Annotated in this window: 18 protein-coding genes and 1 pseudogene; 12 read left to right on the forward strand and 7 right to left on the reverse strand. The window is 70.1% G+C overall.

What is annotated here, in order from left to right:
- Positions 1-140 precede the first annotated feature (140 nt).
- From ACZ6KF_RS12400 to ACZ6KF_RS12415, 4 genes are all read left to right on the forward strand, one after another.
- Positions 141-1,616 carry an MFS transporter gene (locus ACZ6KF_RS12400; protein ID WP_469238416.1) on the forward strand — a complete coding sequence of 492 codons (1,476 nt, stop codon included), beginning with the start codon at positions 141-143 and terminating at the stop codon, positions 1,614-1,616.
- A gap of 643 nt (positions 1,617-2,259) precedes the next feature.
- Positions 2,260-2,751 (forward strand): ATP-binding protein, encoded by a 492-nt coding sequence (locus ACZ6KF_RS12405; protein ID WP_469157605.1) that lies wholly within the window; start codon positions 2,260-2,262, stop codon positions 2,749-2,751.
- A gap of 435 nt (positions 2,752-3,186) precedes the next feature.
- On the forward strand, positions 3,187-4,320 hold the full coding sequence (locus tag ACZ6KF_RS12410; RefSeq protein WP_356628005.1) for an SGNH/GDSL hydrolase family protein: 1,134 nt from the start codon (positions 3,187-3,189) through the stop codon (positions 4,318-4,320).
- Positions 4,321-4,666: 346 nt separating this feature from the next.
- Positions 4,667-5,446, forward strand: a complete 780-nt coding sequence (locus tag ACZ6KF_RS12415; protein WP_469157603.1) for a hypothetical protein — start codon at positions 4,667-4,669, stop codon at positions 5,444-5,446.
- A gap of 383 nt (positions 5,447-5,829) precedes the next feature.
- Here the strand turns inward: ACZ6KF_RS12415 and ACZ6KF_RS12420 are convergent, their stop codons facing one another.
- A complete protein-coding gene (locus ACZ6KF_RS12420; protein ID WP_469238417.1) occupies positions 5,830-6,780 on the reverse strand; it encodes an AraC family transcriptional regulator in 951 nt (316 codons plus the stop codon).
- A 118-nt stretch (positions 6,781-6,898) separates the two neighbouring features.
- Between ACZ6KF_RS12420 and ACZ6KF_RS12425 the strand changes: the two genes are divergently transcribed.
- On the forward strand, positions 6,899-7,579 hold the full coding sequence (locus tag ACZ6KF_RS12425; protein ID WP_469174682.1) for an NAD(P)H oxidoreductase: 681 nt from the start codon (positions 6,899-6,901) through the stop codon (positions 7,577-7,579).
- A 139-nt stretch (positions 7,580-7,718) separates the two neighbouring features.
- Here ACZ6KF_RS12425 and ACZ6KF_RS12430 read toward each other — a convergent pair whose 3' ends face one another.
- Entirely contained in the window at positions 7,719-8,624 is a 906-nt protein-coding gene (locus tag ACZ6KF_RS12430) for a GNAT family N-acetyltransferase (protein ID WP_469174680.1), read from the reverse strand.
- Between the two features lie 232 nt (positions 8,625-8,856).
- The gene (locus ACZ6KF_RS12435) at positions 8,857-9,219 is read right to left on the reverse strand and encodes an STAS domain-containing protein (RefSeq protein WP_356628000.1); all 363 of its coding nucleotides are present in this window, start codon (positions 9,217-9,219) and stop codon (positions 8,857-8,859) included.
- A 241-nt stretch (positions 9,220-9,460) separates the two neighbouring features.
- Between ACZ6KF_RS12435 and rpmF the strand changes: the two genes are divergently transcribed.
- Both rpmF and ACZ6KF_RS12445 read left to right on the forward strand, forming a co-directional pair.
- Positions 9,461-9,631, forward strand: a complete 171-nt coding sequence (rpmF, locus tag ACZ6KF_RS12440) for a 50S ribosomal protein L32 (RefSeq protein ID WP_356627999.1) — start codon at positions 9,461-9,463, stop codon at positions 9,629-9,631.
- Positions 9,632-9,637: 6 nt separating this feature from the next.
- A complete protein-coding gene (locus ACZ6KF_RS12445; protein WP_469238418.1) occupies positions 9,638-10,825 on the forward strand; it encodes a GTP-binding protein in 1,188 nt (395 codons plus the stop codon).
- Between the two features lie 219 nt (positions 10,826-11,044).
- Here ACZ6KF_RS12445 and ACZ6KF_RS12450 read toward each other — a convergent pair whose 3' ends face one another.
- Positions 11,045-11,221 (reverse strand): hypothetical protein, encoded by a 177-nt coding sequence (locus ACZ6KF_RS12450; RefSeq protein ID WP_356627997.1) that lies wholly within the window; start codon positions 11,219-11,221, stop codon positions 11,045-11,047.
- Between the two features lie 182 nt (positions 11,222-11,403).
- Complete coding sequence (locus ACZ6KF_RS12455; protein ID WP_469157599.1) at positions 11,404-12,894, reverse strand: SulP family inorganic anion transporter; 1,491 nt, start codon at positions 12,892-12,894, stop codon at positions 11,404-11,406.
- A gap of 420 nt (positions 12,895-13,314) precedes the next feature.
- On the opposite strand from ACZ6KF_RS12455, the gene ACZ6KF_RS12460 reads away from it, so the two are divergent.
- Both ACZ6KF_RS12460 and ACZ6KF_RS12465 read left to right on the forward strand, forming a co-directional pair.
- Complete coding sequence (locus ACZ6KF_RS12460; RefSeq protein WP_469238419.1) at positions 13,315-13,719, forward strand: MerR family transcriptional regulator; 405 nt, start codon at positions 13,315-13,317, stop codon at positions 13,717-13,719.
- Positions 13,720-14,060: 341 nt separating this feature from the next.
- A complete protein-coding gene (locus ACZ6KF_RS12465; RefSeq protein WP_469238420.1) occupies positions 14,061-14,606 on the forward strand; it encodes a GNAT family N-acetyltransferase in 546 nt (181 codons plus the stop codon).
- Positions 14,607-15,153: 547 nt separating this feature from the next.
- Here ACZ6KF_RS12465 and ACZ6KF_RS12470 read toward each other — a convergent pair.
- The gene (locus ACZ6KF_RS12470; protein WP_469174674.1) at positions 15,154-15,759 is read right to left on the reverse strand and encodes a dihydrofolate reductase family protein; all 606 of its coding nucleotides are present in this window, start codon (positions 15,757-15,759) and stop codon (positions 15,154-15,156) included.
- Between the two features lie 706 nt (positions 15,760-16,465).
- Here ACZ6KF_RS12470 and ACZ6KF_RS12475 point away from each other — a divergent pair.
- Both ACZ6KF_RS12475 and ACZ6KF_RS12480 read left to right on the forward strand, forming a co-directional pair.
- A complete protein-coding gene (locus ACZ6KF_RS12475) occupies positions 16,466-17,551 on the forward strand; it encodes a M23 family metallopeptidase (protein ID WP_356627992.1) in 1,086 nt (361 codons plus the stop codon).
- Positions 17,552-17,975: 424 nt separating this feature from the next.
- Complete coding sequence (locus tag ACZ6KF_RS12480; protein ID WP_469238421.1) at positions 17,976-18,416, forward strand: hydrolase; 441 nt, start codon at positions 17,976-17,978, stop codon at positions 18,414-18,416.
- Positions 18,417-18,832: 416 nt separating this feature from the next.
- On the opposite strand, the gene ACZ6KF_RS12485 is transcribed toward ACZ6KF_RS12480, so the two are convergent.
- Complete coding sequence (locus ACZ6KF_RS12485; RefSeq protein WP_356627990.1) at positions 18,833-19,165, reverse strand: type II toxin-antitoxin system PemK/MazF family toxin; 333 nt, start codon at positions 19,163-19,165, stop codon at positions 18,833-18,835.
- Positions 19,166-19,380: 215 nt separating this feature from the next.
- Between ACZ6KF_RS12485 and ACZ6KF_RS12490 the strand changes: the two are divergent.
- A pseudogene (locus ACZ6KF_RS12490) lies at positions 19,381-19,885 on the forward strand (IS701 family transposase); the annotation flags it as partial.
- Positions 19,886-19,988: the final 103 nt, after the last annotated feature.

Genomic DNA, 19,988 nt, shown 5'->3' on the forward strand with positions numbered 1-19,988 from the left:
GCGGAGTCATCACGTCGAGTGATGTGGTTTCGGGAGTTCGGACCACCCGAAGGGGACGCCGACACAACGAGAAACGCATCCCATGCCGATCGATCACATCGCTCGCGCCTGTGCGTCCCTCGCTGCGGCAGAACCGACCGATGAGGAAGGCAGACCGCCGAAGGCGCGCGCCGGTCGATCGACATGATGGATGCAGCCCCTGGAGGTTGGTCATGCAGGACGAGATGCGCGGGCGCTCGGGTACGCGATACCCGGGAGACAACCGCAAGATACCAAGAAAGGCGGCGGTGAGTGGCTGGATCGGCAGTGCACTTGAGTACTACGACTTCTTCATTTACGCGCAGGCCGCTGCACTGGTGTTTCCCAAGGTCTTTTTCCCCTCGGCCAGCCCGACCGTAGCGGTCATCGCCTCGCTGTCCACGTACGCCGTCGGTTACGTGGCCCGGCCGCTCGGCGCGTTCGTCCTGGGGCACCTGGGCGACAAGCACGGCCGGAAGAACGTGCTGGTGCTGGCCATGCTGTTGATGGGCGCGTCGACGTTCGCCGTGGCGCTGCTCCCCACCTACGGCCAGGTCGGCCTACTGGCGCCCGCCCTGCTCGTGCTGCTGAGACTCGTCCAGGGATTCGCGGTCGCCGGTGAGCTGGGCGGGGCCGGCGCCATGATTCTGGAACACGCCCCCTTCGGCCGGCGCGGTTACTACGCGAGCTTCGCCCTGCAGGGAACCCAGGCCGGGCAGATCATCGCGGCCGCCGTATTTCTTCCGCTGTCCGCGGTGTTGTCCACCCACGACTTCACCACGTGGGGATGGCGTATTCCGTTCCTCATGAGCTGCGTGGTGCTGTTCGCCGGCTACCTGATCCGTCGAGGCGTCGAGGAGACGCCCGCATTCCAGGACCAGGCGGCGCAGCGCGAGATCCCCAAGGCGCCGATCCTCGAGGTCGTCCGCGAGAGCCGAGGGAACATGGTGCGGGCCGTGTGCATGGCCCTGACGAACGTCATCGGAGTCACGGCGGCGGTGTTCGGCGCGGCCTACGCGACGCAGCCCGGGTACGGCGTCGAAATGAGCACCACGGTCTATCTGTGGATTCCGGTGGTGGCCAATCTCGTCGGCATCGCCGTCATCCCGGTCTTCGGCAACCTGTCCGACCGGATCGGCCGGCGGCCGGTGCTGATCATCGGTTCCCTCGGCTCGGGTGTGCTCTCCTTCGCCTACCTGTACGCCGTGAGCCAGCGGCACGTCATGCTGACCGTTCTCCTGGCGATCGTGATGTGGGGCGTCCTGTACCAGATGTGGAACGCCACCTTCGCCAGCGCCTTCCAGGAGATGTTCCCGACGCGCACCCGGGTCACCGGGTTCGCGGTGTCGCAGAACCTCGGTCTGCTCATCGCGGCGTCCATGCCCACATTGTTCGCCGTCATCGCTCCGCCCGGTTCCAGCAACGTGCCGCTCATCATCGGAGGCATCTCCTTCGGGCTCACGGTCGTCGCCGCCGTCGCCGCTTGGTCCGCCCGCGAGACGCACCGAGTCCCTCTGGACGACCTCGGCAGGCCGGACGCGGTTCCCATCTCGATCGAGGCGTTCGAGGAACTGCGGCGGGGCGCGAAGGTCGGCTAGCCCGTCGCCCCGTGGCCACGGGAAGCCGCAGACGGGTGGGCGGCGCATCTTTCCGGGCGGTGTGACTGCACCGGTCCAAGAAGGCCTTCCCTCCGACGCTCGGCTTGCGACCGTGACGGGTGGGCGCGGGCCCGCGCCTCCAGCCGGATGCGGCCGCCGCGTTGGACGGCGCCGACGACGTGAGGCCGGTGGGGCCGGGCCGCTTCGGCGATCCCGGCCGCCGCCCGATCGGCGGCCGGGAGGTCGGCGGCCGGGAGGTCGGCGCCGGCGCCTCATGGCCAAGTCGGTGGGCACCAAAGATGTGCCCGTGCCACCGGCCCATCCGTCGGTACGGCGTCCGACCTCGTGCGGATGGAGCCCTGTCCGTGCTGCCCACCATCCTGTCCTGGAAGTTGAACAGGTAAATTTCAAACTCGGTGGTATTCGAACGTCAAGACTCCTCGGGTGCCCGAATGATTCCGGGCGAACCGGAGTGTTGACTCAGAATTTCGGCCGTGGATAAAGTGGACAAGGCGTTATTGAAACGATTCATAAAGCTCACCGCCCGCCGGGCGAAGTGCCCTTCCGTGGCGTCCCCTCCCCTCGTGACGTTGACGCAGAGGAGACCACGGCACCTGCAGTGACTCACACAAAGGCCGATCTCATGACGACACTGCGAATTTCCCGACGCGATCTCCCCGCGCTCGGAAGCATCCCTTCGGGCCGTCGCGCACGGCGTCATGCGATTCCTGGGCTCACCGGTCGGTCGGCGCTGTGCAGGGCCGTTCTCGCTGTCCCGGGGGAAGCCTCCCAGGTGCCGAAAGCGCGTCGATTCACGACGACCGTCCTGCGTCACTGGAGCGTTCCGGAAGACGTCCGGGACACCGCTGAGCTGGTAGTGAGTGAACTTGCCTCCAATGCGGTGAGGCACGGGTGCGGCGACTTCCTGCTTCGCCTGTCCCTGGAGGACAAGGTGCTGCGGATCGGTGCGACCGACTGCGGGGCGGGGCCCGCAGTCGGTGGCGCTGAACCAGAGAGCGGCCTGAGTGAGCGCGGCAGGGGCATGGCCATCGTGGAATGCGTCTCCGCGTGGGTGCGGACCCGGGCGTGCGAGGGGGGCTACACCGTGGAAGCCGGGCTAACCATCGGCAACTGAAGTCCGCGGACGCGGTCGCCTTCCCGGCAGTGCAGGAAGCGCGCACGACGCTGATCGGGCCGTGCCTGTTCCTCCTCCTTCCCATCCGCCCCTTCAGGACGCGGCGTCTGAGCCGGTAGGCCTCGCGCAGAGGCGGCGGGGCGTGCTTTCCACGCGACGCGACCGGGTCGCCGCAGGCCGCAGGCTCGGCCGGCAGCCCGGCAGCCCGGCAGCCCGGCAGCCCGGCAGCCCGGCAGCCCGGCGTACGACACGGCCGCCTGTCCTCGTGCTCGACCGGAACGCCGTCGCCGCGCCGGCCGACCTCCGCGGCCACCCCACCGGCGTCTTCCGTACCCGACACCGCAGACCACTCCCCACGTCGCACCGGCACCGCCATGATGGGAGCGCTCCCGCACCGCCGCACGTGCAGATCCACCGACACCGGAAGGACCGCTCATGCGCACCACTCCCCGTCTCTCCCGGCGCACACTCCTTACGGCCGCCGTCGCCGCGAGCGTCACCGCCGCCGCTCCCTTCCAGGCGTCCGCCGTCCACCGCTCCCTGCCGTCCGCGTCCTTCGCCGGGTTCCGGACGGTGGGCCGGGTCAAGCCGGCGGCCGACGGCTGGGTGCAGTACACCTGGCCCGGCGTCGCCTTCGAGGGCCGGTTCCGAGGCACCGGCGTCGGAATCCTGCTCGACGACGCCGCCAACGACTACGACGTGCAGATCGACGGAACGACCGTCAACACACTGGTGACGCCAGGGCGCACGATGTCCTGGGTCAGGGATCTCACCGACACCGAGCACACCGTACGGCTCGTCAAGCGGACGGAAAGCCCGTGGGCCGTCGGCCGCTTCGGCGGATTCGTCGCCGCCCGAGGAGGAAAGGTCCTTCCCGCCCCGGCGGCGCGGAACAGGCAGATCGAGTTCATCGGCGACTCCTTCACCGCCGGATACGGCAACGTCTCGGGCACGCGCGACTGCTCGGCCAACGGAGGAGTCGACCGGAACAGCAACGCGGACCTCGCCTTCGGCGCCCTCACCGCCCGGAAACTCGACGCCGACCACCAGCAGAACGCGTTCTCCGGCCGCGGCATGGTCCGCAACTACAACGGCGGCGACCCCGGCACCGATTACCGCACCTACTACGACCGGGCCCTGTTGAACATCGCCGGCGACGTCTGGCACAGGCCGCGCACCTGGCGGCCGCAGGTCGTCGTCATCGGCCTCGGCATCAACGACTTCTCGACCCCGCTCCGCCCGGGCGAGCCATGGGCCACGCAGAGTGAGCTGATCGCCGCCTACGCGAGCGCCTACCACGGCTTCCTCGACAGGCTGCGGGCCCGCTACGGAAGCAGGACGTTCCTGGTGGTCAGCGCCACGGCGGTGTCCGGCACCGCCTTCGCCGACACCGCCCGGGACATCGTCACGGACCGCAACGCACGGGGGGACGACCGGGTCGGCTACTGGTACTACGACGATCCCGGCCTGGACCGGCTCGGCTGCGACTGGCACCCCTCCCTCCGCGACCACCGGATCATCTCCGGTCTGCTCGACCAGTACCTCGCCACTCTGCCGCTGGACTGGTGACCGGGAGGGGCGGCCCAAGCCGAGCGGGGCCCGGACCGCCCGCAGCAGTGCGGCACGACGAGGCGCTCCTGCACGGGTGGCGGGGCTGAACACGGCTGGCGGGACTGAACGAGGAACGGCATCCCGCCGCCCTTGGGCGGGGCGGAGCGGCAGGATGCCTTCGCGCTTGCCGGCAGCACCGTCATCCCGAACGGACCGGGGCGGTGCCGGGGTGATCGAATCGTTGCCGCACCGCGTACAACCGCGTACGGCCCTCTCCTGTCCCACAGTTGGCCGCGAGGACGAACCTTCGGCCGGGGCGCCTGCGCGTGGGGACCATGCCGCAGGGGAAAGGAGCGACCCGAGGATGGGGAAGACGATGTGGAAAGCGGCGGTGGCCGGTGGAACGGCGGTCGTGTTCACGGCGTTGACGGCGGTGCCGGCCGAGGCCGCGGAGGGCGGGGTGGCCTTCACCCGGGTCGCGGTGAACGGCGGGAAGCCGATCGTGATCGGGGTCAAGGACGAGGTCGAGGTGCGTGCGTCCTTCCGGATGACGACCACACTCAGATACGACGCCGGGCCCACGGTGTTCCCCTACCGGGGAAAGCCCGACAGCGGAGACACCCTCTACACCTCCATCATCACCAGCGACTGCGAGGTCGTGGACAAGGAGAAGGGAATCTGCGACTTCAAGGAATGGCTGTACATCGACCCGCGGCACCTCGACTTCGGAAACGAGGACGCCGGCACCTGGCAGACCGCTGCTCGGGTCTATCTCGCCGGCGATGCCCACGACACTGACGACGAGGACCTCCCGTTGCAGGTCAAGCGGGCCACACGCGTCTCCGTGAACGCCTCGCCGGAACCGGTCGCCGCGGGAAGGACGATCACCGTGACCGGGCGGGTCACACGGGCGAACTGGGACACCCACACATACCAGGGGTACGCGGGCCGTACGGTGAGCCTGCAGTTCAAGGCGGCGGGAGCCTCCTCCTACACGACGGTCAAGAAGGTGACGTCGAGCAGCACAGGGGCGCTCAAGACCACGGTGAAGGCCGGCAAGTCGGGGACGTGGCGGTGGTCGTACTACGGGAACTCCACCTCCGGCGCGAAGTCGTCGACCGGCGACTACGTCGCTGTGCGGTAGGCGAGGCGCGCGGACCGTCCCTCGCCGAAGCGGCATCCACCGGACGGGCGGGACGCGAGAACTTCACCCCCGTCAGGACGTGGCCGACCTGGGGAGGCGGACTCGTGCCGAGGCATGTCCGATCCCACTGGGCCGGCTGACCTGACACCGCTCGTCCGTGACGGAACGCGCTGCTTGGCCGGCGTGGCCAAGCAGCGCGCTCGACCTGGTCCGCCACCAGCGGCCGAAACCGTCCGAGAGGGCAGTCGCCCCCTCGACGCATCGGGGCGCCCACGCGGTTGCGGCGGTGCTCTCGTCTCCGGGACGACGAGCGGACGGGACGAACACAGGGTCACGCGTGACGTCGTCCAGGGCCCGCGCCCGGGCGTCGCACCGTCGGCCGGTCACCTCGACGCGAGGGATCCCGACCGCGCTGCGGCGCGGTGGGCGCTGGGGCTCACGCCCTTGTGGCGTTTGTACGCGGCGCTGAAACCGAAAGCGTCGGCATAGCCGACGGACCTGGCGATCTGGGCGATGCCGAGGTCGGTGTCGGACAGCAGCGCCTCGGCCTCGTCCATCCGGCATTCGGTGAGGTAGGCGAGGGGCGGACGGCCCATCAGCCGGGTGAAGCGCTTGGCGAACAGCGCGCGGGAGACGCCGGCACGAGCGGCCAGGGAGGCCACCGTCCAGGGTTCGGCGGGCCGGTCGTGGAAGGCATGCAGGGCCGGTGCGAGGACCGGATCGGTCAGACCCCGGTACCAGCTGGGCGCGTCCGCGCCGGCCCGGTCGAACCAGCTGCGCAACGTGCACACCAGGGCCCAGTCGAGGAGCCGGTCCATCAACGCCTGCGATCCGGCCGAAAGACGGGCGGCGTCGGTGGCCGCCGTCTCCAGCCAGGCGCAGACCTCGACGTCCTCCTTCATCACCAGGACGGGCGGCAGGGCACGCAGGAGCCGCTCGTGGCGGTGGCCCGAGGCACGGTAGGCGCCCACGATCAGCGCGGTCGCCTCCTTCGAGTCGGCGCCCCATCGGATACCGCCGAGTTCCTGGGCGCTGCACCCGGCGCTCTCGGTGAAGCAGGCGATCTCGTACGCGGCGTGGGAGCCGCGCACGGTACCGGGGCGGTCCGCGAGATGGAACGGTTCGGGGCCGCGGACGATGGCCGTGTCACCGACGCCGACAGCTCGCTCGGTGCCGTCGGCCAGCAGCAGGGTGCCCCCTCCCCGCAGCACGCTGATCATGGTGAGCGGCGCGGCGTCGGAGAAGCGGATGGTCCACGGCACCGTCAGTACCGCGTGGCTGACGACCGACCCCTCGGCCCGGATGCCGCTCAGTAGCGAACTCAGAGGATCCATGAAAGACACCGTAGACGATCTCCTATGTTTGAGAGCGCTTCTCCCATGGATCATCTACGTCGTCGGGGCTGTACTGGACTCGTTCCTTCGGACCCAACGAGACCAGCCGGGAGACACCGTGACGCAGCACGACAGCCGTGCCAGGACAGCCCTCGTCGTCGTCGCACACCACCGCACCGATTCCCTCACCGCGCACACGGCCCGCCGTGCCGCCGCCCGGCTCGAAGCCGCCGGCTACCGCGTCGACCTCCTCGACCTGCACGCCGAGGGGTTCGACCCTCGGATGAACGTGGCGGACCAGCCGGACTGGGGCGACCGGGACAAGCGCTACTCGGACGAAGCGCACGCCCACATGCAGCGCGTCCTCGACGCCGATGCCGTCGTCGCCGTCTTCCCGGTGTACTGGCAGCACGTACCCGCCCTCCTCAAGGGCTGGATCGACCGCGTGTGGAACTACGGGTTCGCCTACGGCCGCAGCAAGCCCCGCCTCGCCGGCAAGCGCATCCTGTGGCTCGGCCTCGCCGGCGCCACTGCCGACGATCCCGTCGTGGAGGGGATGCAGACCGTCCTCGAGACCGCCCTGAGCGAGGGCATCGCCTACTACTGCGGCTTCTCCCGCTCGACCGTCGGCCTGCTCACCGACGCGGAGGAGCGCCCTCAGCGCGTCGACGCCGAAGGCAACCTCCTGGTCGGCGACGCGGTGACGGGCGCCGAGCGAGAGGCGCAGTACGCCGATCTCGACCGTCGCGCACGGGAGTTCGTGGAGAAGTTCGTCGCCGAGGAACTCGTGGCGGCCTGAGCGGAAGGGGACGCACGCACCTGAGTGAGGAGCGTTCGCCGAACCGGGCCGAGCAACGCTCCGGAGCCCTGTCGCCGCGCAGGCCGGCGGAGCCCGGCGGCGGTTTCGTCGGGATCGGTGGGTCGCGCGGCGCGCGGTCTCAGCGCCAGTCGTCGATCACGTACGCGTCGGGGTGGCTGTACCCGGGTTCGTTGGGTCTGTGCATGGTGACGCCCTGCAACCAGGTGCCGAAACCCCGGTCGATCATGCGCCGGTAGGCATCCGGGCGGCCCAGGTTCACGCCGGCGTCCAGTTGCCCCAGCCCGCGCTCGGCGGCCAGCCGCTCGCACGCGTCCAGCAGTCGCTCGAACCGGTCGGCGGCCCCCGGACCAGGACGCACGGCGCCGAATTTGACGAAGCACACGTCCGAGCCGGCCTCCGACCCGGCTCCGCAGTGGCAGACGGCCAGGCCCTCCAGCTCGGAGCCGGCGCCATGGAGCAGGACGGTGTCACCGAGCCCCTGCGCGTGCGCCGCCACGATCTCCCGCTCCAGGCTCAGGCCCTCGTGCACGGCTCCGGTCAGTGCGCGACAGGAACTCAGCGCGCCGGGCCGCTCGGCAGCGGGCAGTTCGCCGTAGAGCACTCTGCCGGGCACCGCGGCACCGTCGGTGACCTGCTTCTTCATGATGGCTGTGAGGAAGCGGGGCCAGAAACCGTACCGGCGGTAGAGCTCAAGATGCTTGGGACTGTGCGCGAAGGTGAACAGGCCGAGGTGGCGGTTCCCCCAGGCGTCGAAGCAGTCCATGACCGGTTGCATCAGACGTCTGCCGATGCCCTGGTCCCACAGATCCGGACGTACGGTCAGCGGTCCGAAGAACCCGACGCTGCCCCAGTTGGTGGCGAAGTTCGATCCGACGACTTCGCCCTCGACCGTCGCCGCGAATGCCGCCCGCGGATCGGCCGCCCAGCGCGTACGGACGTAGTCGACGGTCCCGAAAGGATCAGGAGCCCCCAGGAAGGTCCCGAAGGCGAGCCTGCAGATCTCATCGGCCCGATCCAGGTCCACCGCTTCCAGTGGGCGGACTGATACCGGGGCCGCGCCACTCCTGCGCTCCGCTGCTGGTGGGGTCATCGCTCTCTACCTCCGTCGCCCCCTTCCATCGCACCACGGAGGTGCGCCGCGGGCGAGGCGACAGGAAAGCCACTGCTGCCCGGGACGGACCGACAGGTGCTGTCCCGCGTGCCCCCGGGCGGACGCCTCCCGTGTGAGGGCGTGCATGGCAGACGCGGTGCGTGGGTCAGTCGCTCAGGGCTTGTTCGACGGTGGGGTGGCAGGGGATCACGGCGTCCAGGCCGACGAGTCGTAGAACGCGCAGGACGGATTCCCGGGCGGCGGCGATGCGCAGCCATCCGCCCGCGCCGCTCGTCTGCTGGTGGACGGCGACGAGGACGTTGATGCCGCTGGAGTCCATGAAGGTGACGTCGCCGAGGTCCGCCACGATCCGCGTGCCGGCGTCGCGTCCGCCTTGCAGGGCCTGGCTGAACCGCCCCGTGACGTCGTGGTCGATCTCGCCCCGTACGGTCACGACGAGGACGCCGTCGACCTGGGAGTGCTCGATGGAGAGCCGGTCTGGCCGGTCCGCTCTCGGAATGTCGCTCACGGTCTCCTCGACTGCGCTGGGGCGTGCCCGGGCGGGGCACGTACACGGGGATTCTGCCCCACCTGCCCGGGCGGATGCACTCACCCGTACGGCCCGGCCGTGCCCGGGACCGCCGACGCATGCCGGACGGCACGGCGAACAGCCGCCCTCGTGATGAACGCGAAGGGGGCGGCAGCACTTTCGTAATGACATCCATTTTCATGTACTGTCTGTCCCGTACACGCTCACACCGGAGGTCCTCATGGCCGTACCCAAACGCAAGATGTCGCGCAGCAACACCCGGCACCGCCGCGCACAGTGGAAGGCGGTGACGCCTCAACTGGTCACCGTCACGGTGGACGGGGTGGCGTACCGCATCCCCCAGCGGCTGGCCAAGGCGTACGAGCGTGGCCTGCTCCGGCCCGAAGGCTGACGCTGCGTGGCCCACGTACCCTTTGCGCGCCTGCCCGTCACCGTTTTGTCGGGGTTCCTCGGCGCCGGCAAGACCACCCTGCTCAACCACGTCCTCGGGAATCGGGAAGGGCTGCGCGTCGCCGTCATCGTCAACGACATGAGCGAGGTCAACATCGATGCCGCCCTCGTCCGCGGCGGCGAGGCGGCCCTCTCGCGCACCGAGGAACGCCTGGTCGAGATGACCAACGGGTGCATCTGCTGCACCCTGCGCGACGACCTGCTGGTGGAGGTGGACCGGTTGGCGCGCGAAGGGCGCTTCGACCACCTCCTCATCGAGTCCTCCGGCATCTCCGAGCCCATGCCGGTGGCCGCCACGTTCGCCTTCGCCCGCGACGACGGCGCCGCCCTCGACGAAGTGGCGCGGCTGGACACGATGGTCACGGTGGTGGACGCCGCCAACTTCCTGCCCGAACTGGCCGGCGGTGACGAACTGGCCGAACGGGGCCTGGATCAGTACGAGGACGACGAACGCACGGTCAGCGACCTGCTGATGGACCAGGTCGAGTTCGCCGATGTCATCGTCCTCAACAAGCTCGATCTCGTCGACGCCGAGTCCGCGGACCGCCTCCGGGCGACCTTGGCACGGCTCAACCCCGCCGCCCGCGTGGTGCCGGCCGTGCGGGGCCGCGTCCCGGTCGGCGAGGTCCTGGGCACCGGTCTCTTCGATCTGGAGCGAGCGCAGCAGGCGCCGGGCTGGGTCAGGGAACTCAACGGCGACCACGTTCCCGAGACGGAGGAGTACGGCATCTCGTCGACCGTCTTCCGCTCCGCCGCATCGTTCCACCCCGGGCGGCTGTGGGCGTTCGTGAACGAGTCGCTCGACAGCGGCGCCTACGGACAGGTACTCAGGTCCAAGGGCTTCTTCACGCTGGCCAGCCGCCCCCGGGTGACGGGGCTGTGGTCCCAGGCCGGCTCGGTCGCACGCTTCGAGCCGTCCGCCGCGCGTGACGCCGACAGTCCCCACGCCCAGGAACTCGTGTTCATCGGCACCCGTCTGAACGCCGAGGCCTTGCACATGGCCCTGACCGAATGCCTGATGAGGGAGGACGAGCGGCTTCCTCGTCGCGATCCCTTCCCCGCCTGGGACACCTACGGCTTCGACGAGGCGTGCGCGCACGATCACGAGCCCCTCACCACGACGACGGGGCCCTGAGACTCCGGGCCGGACGGTGGTCGCAGCCACGGCACCGTCCGGCCCGGACAGCGCCTTCGTTTCCGGCGCACTGCCCCTCGCCCGTCGGATGCCGAGCCGTGCACCGGGGCCGGGCGGGCGGACGCGACCGAGTCACGGCCGGGGTCCCGGCACGCGTGCATGCCCGGCCTGCCTGCCCCGGTCGTCCTGAGAGGGCGAGCAGGGTGCGTACGGCCTCCGTCAGCTCGCGCGGCTGCGGACCCGGCCCGGGGCGTCCGGGGCGCGCTGCCGGCGGCGTGGCGGTTCTCCCTCGTTCGCGGACGACTGGCAGGTGATGCAGATGCCGGTCAGCTCGACGGTGTGCTCGAGCGCGGCGTAGCCGGTGTCGGAGGCGATCCGCCCGGCCCACTCCTCCACGGCGTCGAACGCGCCACCGTCCCCGACCGGGCCTCGCCGGACTGGAGAGACCGGGCCGGGCGACCGCCGTCCTGCCCGGGCGGGGGAGGCAGGACGCCGCGTGCGCGGCGGCCGGCCGCAACGGCGATCGCCCGCCGCCGCCCCCCTGGTGGCGGGCGGCGGCGGGCGGTCGCGTCGGTGCGTCAGTGACTGGCGGTGAGTTCGCCGCTGAGCTTGCCGTGCAACCGGGCGCTGGGGTCGTTGAGACCGGTGATCTCCACCGTCTTGCCGCGCTGGGCGTACTTCGTCTCGATCGCGTCCAGAGCCGCGACGGAGGAAGCGTCCCAGACGTGCGCTGCCGAGAGGTCGATCACGACCTTCGCGGGGTCACCCGCGTAGTCGAACTGGCCGACGAGGTCGTTGGAGGAAGCGAAGAACAGCTCGCCGGTGACCCGGTACACCACCGTGCTGCCGTCCGGGTCCGTGACGGCGGTGACCTCGGCGAGGTGCGCGACGCGCCTGGCGAAGATCACCATCGCGGTGACCGAGCCCACCACGACGCCGATCGCGAGATTGTGGGTGGCCACCACGCACGCGACGGTGATCACCATGACCGCGATCTCGCCCGCGGGCATCCGCTTGAGGGTCTTGGGCGCGACGGAGTGCCAGTCGAAGGTCGCGAACGACACCATGATCATGACGGCGACCAGGGCGGCCATGGGGATGTCGGAGACCACCGGGCCGAAGACGATGCACAGCACCATCAGGAACGCGCCCGCCAGGAACGTCGACAGGCGGGTTCGGGCACCGGACACCTTCACGTTGATCATCGTCTGGCCGATCATGGCGCAGCCGCCCATGCCGCCGAAGAAGCCGGTGACGATGTTGGCGATGCCCTGGCCGACGGACTCACGGGTCTTGTTGGAGTGGGTGTCGGTGATGTCGTCGACCAGCTTCGCCGTCATCAGCGACTCCATGAGGCCGACCAGCGCCATGGCGAACGCGTACGGGGCGATCGTCGTCAGCGTGTCCACCGTGAACGGCACGTCCGGCAGCCCCGGCGCCGGCAGCGAGGACGGCAGCTCGCCCTTGTCCCCGACGGTCGGTACGGCGATGGCCGCGGCGACGGTGATCACGGTGAGGATCACGATGGAGACCAACGGTGCCGGGATCACGGTGGTGACCCTCGGGAACAGCACCATCAGGGCCAGGCCGCCGATGATCAGCGGATAGACCGCCCACGGCACGTCGGTCATCTCCGGCACCTGGGCCATGAAGATCAGGACGGCGAGCGCGTTGACGAAGCCGACCATCACCGAGCGGGGGACGAACCGCATCAGCCTGGCCACCCCCAGCGCGCCGAGGACGACCTGGAAGACGCCGGCGAGGATCACGGCGGCGACCAGGTGGCCCAGGCCGTGCTCGCGATTGAGCGGGGCGATGACCAGGGCGACGGCGCCGGTGGCGGCGGAGATCATCGCGCGGCGGCCGCCCACGACGGAGATGACCACGGCCATGGTGAAGGAGGCGAACAGGCCGATCGCGGGGTCGACGCCCGCGATGATCGAGAAGGAGATCGCCTCGGGGATCAGCGCGAGGGCGACGACCAGTCCCGCGAGGACCTCGGTGCGCCAGACCTTCGGGTTGTTCAGCCAGTCGGGCTTCAGGCCGCGCAGGCGGGCGGCCGGGGACACAGCGGCAGCGGAAGACAAGAGTTCGGGAACCTGTCGTGCTCGGGCACACCCCCTGTGGCGATCGGGGACGCGCGGAAGGACGCGGAGGGGCCGGGCCGGCGCCCCCGCGGGCGGCCCCGTCATCGCGGAGCCGGAAGACCAGGGAGGACGGAGCGGGCGGGCACGAGGGCGCCGGGAGTCACGTCCAGGGGCGAAGCGTCACGGCGGGCAGGCGGCGGCGCCGGGCGACATGGGCTCGCGCACGCGTCTCTCCTGCAGGAATCGGAATCGGATCTTCGCCGGGGGCGCCATCGGCCCCGACACGGCAGAGGCGGAGCGGCGGCACGCCGCCTCAACCGGCAACTCTACCCTAACGTTAGAGTAGGGATTGGCGGCCCCGGCCAGGGGCGGCGTCATGACGCAGAGGCCAGGAGCAGGGACGTGGGCGGCAAGCAGATGCAGATCGGCGAGGTCGCCGCGCGCACCGAGCTGTCCCTGCGCACCATCCGGCACTACGAGGAGACCGGTCTCGTCGTCCCCTCGGCCCGCTCCCGCGGCGGCTTCCGCCTCTACACGGACAACGACGTCGCCCGCCTCATGGTCATCCGGCGGATGAAGCCGCTCGGCTTCACCCTGGACCAGATGCGGGACCTTCTGGACGTCACCGACCGCCTCGACGAGGGCGGCGCACTCGGCCCGGACGAGCGCGAGGCGCTCCTCGAGCGCCTGCGCGCGTACGAGCGGAGCGCGGCGCAGCAGGTGGAGAAACTGCGCGTCCAGCTCGCCCGCGCCGAGGACTTCGCCGCCACTTTGCGGGCACGGCTGCCCGAGCCGACCCGCCCCTGACCGCTCCCGGTGTGCTGTCGGTGCGCGGCATCGCTGCCGGCCGACGGGTGCCGACGCCCTCGGCGTCTCGCGAGGCACCTGCTGAGCGCCACAATGTGGGAACGATCCGGCCGGCCGCGCCCGTCGACCCCACCGTGTGCCCGGAGGCGTCGGTGCGCGCACGCGCTCGGCCCCGGATCCGGGAACGCGCCCGTCGTCGGTGCCGGCCTCGTCGTCGACGTCCGCGCCCGGTTCGGTTCGCCGCCGTGCCCGACACGACGGGCGACGCACGGAGCGCCCTCACGATTTTGAAAGTCGTTTTCATGTGACTAGCGTGGGAGCCCGACCGAAGGGACACCGAGATGAGTCGGATCACACCTGGCGGGTACACCGTGCGTCCCGCGACAGCGGCGGACGCGGACGGCGCACGCCGCGTCATGCTCGACACCTTCTACAACGAATTCGGGTACGGGTACGTGCCCCAGTGGCACCATGACGTGGTGGACATCGAGGGCACGTACCTCGACGTTCCGCGGCACCTCCTGCTCGTGGCCGTCCACGACGGCGAGGTGGTCGCCACGACGGGCGTACGGTCCCAGGGCCCCCGCCATCCGCCCCACCCGCGCTGGCTGGCCGAACGCTACCCGTACGGCACCACGGCCCAACTCGTCCGCGTCTACGTGCGGCCCGAGCACCGGCGCCGAGGGCTCGCCCGCACACTGGTCGACGCAGCCTGCGACTTCGTCATCGGCACCCCCGGCTACGACCGCATCTACCTCCACACCAACGTGAACGTCGAGGGGGCGGAGGCATTCTGGCGCAGTCTGGCCAAGGAAGTGTTCGACGCTCGCACCACCGGCGAACACGGACCGGGCGTCGCCACGGTGCATTTCGAGATCCCGATGTGACCGGCAAGCCGTCAGCCGGCGTGCCGGCCGGCAGGGCGAGGCGCCGCGGACCCGGCGCGGCCGTCGCAGCACGCGAGGTTCGACCACTTCGTCGGCTTCAGCCGCGCCTTCCGCGCCGCCTACGGCCTCTCGCCCCGCGACTGCCGGCAGTGCGCCCTCAGCCCGGCCTGCGGACGCCAAGTCATCGACCGTGGACACACGGTCAATGACCTTCCCGTGACGGCAGGGCAACCTGATCGGCATGGCATCGCTGGATGCCGTCCACTGAGGTACCTCACAGACGGGAGAGATCTGTGCACATGGCAATGAGCAAGAGCAAGGCGGCGCGGCGCATGGGTCCAGGGGTTGCTGCGCTGTGCTTCAGGGAAACTCGTCCCGAAGCTCCTCGGCGGCGAGCCGGCACGGGCGGCGGCCCTGGAGGGCGGCGCGGCGCGGATTCATCCGGTGCACGGCGTGCGGCGCCCGGCCGGGGCGGGTACCGCGTACGGGATACGCCATCGTCGCTGCGGCGGCGGGAGTGGACGCCGCAGCAGAGCGCGGGGCGACGTCACGCAGGGACGCCGAGCGGCGGGTGCTCGAGCACGCGGGGCTTGTACTCGACCAACTGGATGCGGCCGTCGAAGGTGCGGTGCTCGATCATCTCGAGGGCGACGTCCGGATAGCCGTCGTAGATGCGTTCTGCGCCCGTGGCCCCGGTGATCACCGGGAACATCACGACCCGGAAGCGGTCGACGAGTCCGGCTCGTAGCAGGGATCGGCACAGGCTGAGGCTGCCGATCGTGCTGAGCAGCCCCGAGCCACTCGATTTCATGGCGCGGACCGCCTCTACGGCGTCGTCGCGGACGAGCGTGGAGTTGGCCCACGTCAGGGGCTCCTCGAGCGAGGAGGAGAAAACCACCTTGGACGCCTGCGTGAGCTGGTCGACGGACGCCTCTTCTTCGGGCCTGAACTCGTCTTGGCCGCTCGGGACCTCGCCTGCGGCGAAGCCCGACATCAGGCGGTAGGTGTTCGCTCCCATGAGGTAGGTCGCCCCGGGCTGCTCCCCGAGCCATGCGAGGTACTCCGGGCCCTCGAGGCCCCAGAACCCGGGCCATCCCTCTCCCGATGCGTGGCCGTCGAGGGAGGTGATGAAGTCGACGAGAAGTTCCGACATGGCTGTGTCCTTTCCTGGGGTGTCACGAGCTTGGACCGGCAGGGAGCCGCAAACTCATCGGCCGTGCTGTGGAGTGAGGAGAAGACCCATGGCGCCGCAGCCGATCAGGTCGGCGGAGCGGCACCGCTTCGGAGGACCTGGGTCCTTGAATGATTGTGCTATACATGCAGTCGGGTGATGATCTCCACCGGGCCGACGTGGATCACCTCTTGACGATGTCGTCGCGGGTGACGGCGAGCGTCGCGTCGATGTCGCGGTGCATGACGGCGGCTTGGGCGGCATGGTCACGTCGTGGGGCTGCCGGCCTGTCCCCGGCGCCCTTGCCCGAGAGCTGGACGAGCCGACGGCCTCGGCGAGGTCGCCACCGCCGGTGAGGTCCAGCAGGAGGTAGCGGTCGACGCGCAGCGGCGCGAACAGGCCGGTGTCGCCGAGGACACAAGACGCACTCAACAGCCGCTCGAACTGCCGCGCCCAGGCCGCAGAACATCTCTACCCACAGCGGCTCAGCCTTCAATTCTTCGGCCATACAGGGGGAATGACGGTAACTCATCCTTCAGTGGCCCATTGTGAGGCCTCAAGGGCTACGGAGATGGTTCGGCCCCCGAAACCTGAACTTTCGCGATCTCGTGGACGTCACTGCGCTCTGCCACACTCTGGCTACCTGTCCGCCCGGCAGGTTCTCCCGAGCCCACGAGGAGCACTTCGCATGCTTTCCAAACTGCCCGTGAGGATCACCGTCGCCGCCCTCGCCGTCACCGGACTGCTCGCCACCGCGCCTTCGGCCGCGGCGATTCCCGCGGACACGCCCCCGGTAGCCGCCGCCCAGTCGCCGTCCTCCGATGTCACCGTGAAGATGCCGTCCGCGGTCGCCGATCGCCTCGGCACCGGCCGCCAGGCGCTGATAGACGCCGTCTCCACCGATGTCCTCTCCCGGTCCCACGATGCCAAGGGCCTCGCCCCGAAGGACGCCGTCAGAAAGCTCGCCGCCGAAGGCCGCGACGTGGTCGTGGACGTCCGTACCGTCTCGCGTGGCTGGGCCCGTGGCGTCGCCTACGTCGAGGCGCCGCGCACCCACCACGGCGAGCCGGAAGGGTGGCTCTACATTGCCCACCGCAAGAACGGGCGCTGGGTCACCGGCCTCGAGGGCGACCGCGAATTCGCCGACCATGTGGCGAAGTCTCCGCTGGTCGGCAAGGCGGAGCGGAAGACCATGACGGCGTACGCGCAGCGCAAGGTGACGGCGCCGGAGCAGGCGCCGTCGATGGGGACCATGGCCAACACCGGCGGGCTGTTGCTGCCTTGGATGCCCGACTACTACATGACCCTCACCGGTGGCGCGCACTCCCACGACGGCTCGACCGGCTACTGGAGCAGCCTCGACTTCGCCGGTGGCAACGCCAGCGGCCGGATCCGCTCCTCGCAGGGAGGGACGGCGACCTCGATGTGCGGCGCGGGCGGCGGCTGGACCCGGGTGATCCACCCGGGCGGCTTCTCGACGGACTACTACCACATGTGGAACGCGACCTACTACAACGGGACCTCGATCGGCAGTAGCGCCCTGCTCGGCAACATCGGCACCGACACCTGCGCGGGCGGTTCCGCGACCGGAGCCCATGTGCACTGGAGCCTGCGCACGTACGACGCCAACTACGCCGGTCAGTACACCTGGCTGAACGGCCGCACCATCGGCGGCTGGACCTGGTGGAACGGCAACAGCCAGTACTCCGGCTGCGCCACCCGCCTCGGCGTCACCGCCTGCCCCGGTACGGCGATCTACAACCGCACCAGCTGACAACCCACCCGCGTCGCCGTGCCCGGCCGACACCGCCGGGCACGGAGTCGCCGGTCAGGCATGAGAGGCCCGCGGCGGCCGAGTACGCAGTGTTCAGCGGCGCTTGGACCGCGACCGGCTGATCGTGTCCTACCAGTCCCGCTACGACGCCGGCCGGCGGGGCAGCGGTGACATTCGGCCCTGAAGGCGTAGCCGAGTATGGCCTGCATCGGGGCGAGGGCACCGGTTCGGCACCGCTCCGGCGGGGCGTGATGCCAACGGCGATGTGCAGTAAGGGATCTCGCGGCAGTGTCCGCACTGGTGTTCGCCTGACACCGTCATGGCCTGGCTGGGCCAACCGGTCCCTGCCGCCGCCCGCCGTGCGCCGCCTCTTCCGCCTTGCCGTCCCCACGCCTTCCCGCGCCTGGGCTGGGACGATGGGTCCATGGATCCAGTCCTGCACCGACTGCCAGCCGCTTTCTGGACCGTTCCGTACGTGGGCTCCCGGTTTCCGGGGGCGTCGGAGGTGACTGACCCTCCCAGTCTGGAGGAGGGTGCGAACTGCCAGCTGTTCGCCTACGAGGTGCTTCGGCACTTCGGTCTGGCTGTGCCCGCTCTGCGTTCGAGTGAACTGTGGGCCGATACGCAGAGCTCAACCCGTGTGTTGGTCGCCCAGCCACTTGACCTGGTGCTGTTCAACGCCACCGACGACGCTTACGGCGCCCACGTGGGCGTCTGGGTGGATGAGGGACGAGTGCTGCATCTGTGCGCAGAGGTAGGACGCCCGGCAGTCTGGGGAACGAAAGAGTTCGCGGCGCGGGAGCGTTACCGGGTCCTGATCGGCATCAAGCGTGTGGTCGACACGACGCAGAACACCCTCGGCTGACTCGACAGGGCCCTCCGGGGGCATGGCGCCCGCGGGGCCTTGAAAGGGCCCGCCCGGTGCCGGAGGGCAGAGCGGTGGTGTCGGCCGCGCCCCGGCCGCCGGTGCCCCGCAGCCCGTCGCCGTGCGGCGGCCCTCCTCCGTGCCCGTGGTCACCTCCGCCGGCGGCGGGCCGGGCATCGACCGCGACGTAGCCGTGGAACGGCTCCGGACGGCCCGGGCGGCCGGACGTCCTGCGGGGCAACTGGGCAGGCCGTGGGCTTCCACCGGGCCCGGGCGGCAGGGATCGCGTCTTGCCGCACTCAACATGCCCCATGCGCTCGTGATCTCGATCGTGAAGGACGCCGAGGAGGCAGCTGTCACCGTCGATCAGCTGGACGAGACCGACCACGCCGTCGCGGGCGTCCGTTCCTTCTCTGCTACCCGAGTCCACCGAGACGGAGGGCGTTCTCGATCTCGCTGAGTTTCGCGGAGGACAGAACGCCCGCTCGCTCGATCAGGTCGTCGCGGGACACGGTGGTCAGCCACGTGCAAGGGGTGAAGCCCGGACGCGGCAACGCGACCCGAAGCACGCCTTCAAAGGGCAGTCCTTCCACGGCGCCTACTGCCACTTCGACGCCCAGACCGGTGATGTCGACACCCGCCCGAGCGACGACCTGCATCACCCGGATCCCGGACGCGTCGTCTCCCGACAGCAGCACGACCGGCCGCCGCTCGTCGAACTGGACCCACCAGAGTTCGCCACGTTGCACATGTCCTCCTGACACAGGACGGCGGGTGGACGCTGCGCGACCCCGTCACGCTGTGGAGACGGGGGAGGCCACCCGTTGATCATCGGCGTGTGAAGACAAACGATCACGCGATGGCCGCAGGTCACAGCGTAGACCCTGCCCGCTGGCAGGAGGCTCCGGAGGGCCCTGATGAGCCGATAGCGGGATGGTTCACACGGGTCTAATCCGGGTCCCCGATACGGAAGTTGGTGCTCGGACTGCTGCCGGACCTGCCGCGAGAGGACTGCTGGACCATCGCCGAATGGGCCGGGGAGAGGAGCCCGGACGGCATGCAACACCTGCTCGGCCGGGCCGGGTGACGCCGACCGGGTCCGCGACGACGTGTGTGACTACGTGGTGGACCACCTGCACGACGACCAGGCGGTACTGGTGGCCGACGAGACCGGGGACGTGAAGAAGGGCACCGACACGGTCGGCGTCCAGCGCCAGTACACCGGTCCCGCGGGCAGGATCGAGAATGCCCACATCGCCGTCTACCTGGTCCGGGCCGGCCGGGGCGGGCACGTGGCAGTGGGCCGGGAAGCGCACGTCTCGCGTTCATGGACCTCCGACCCTGACCGCTGCCGGGATGCCGGACTCGACCAGGACACCGGCTTCGCCACCGAGCCGGAACCGGCCACTCGTAGGGTTGCCCCGTTCCTGGACGCCGGCCACCAGGCCGCATGGGTCGCCGCTCCAGATGCCGGGTCGGCAGTGCGCTGACGCACTCACCGCTGGGCGGATTGTTGAGGAAACCGGACGCCTCGTACGGAGCCGATGATGACGACCTCGCGCACATCCTGCG

The sequence above is a fragment of the Streptomyces sp. NPDC046379 genome (genome assembly GCF_055587785.1).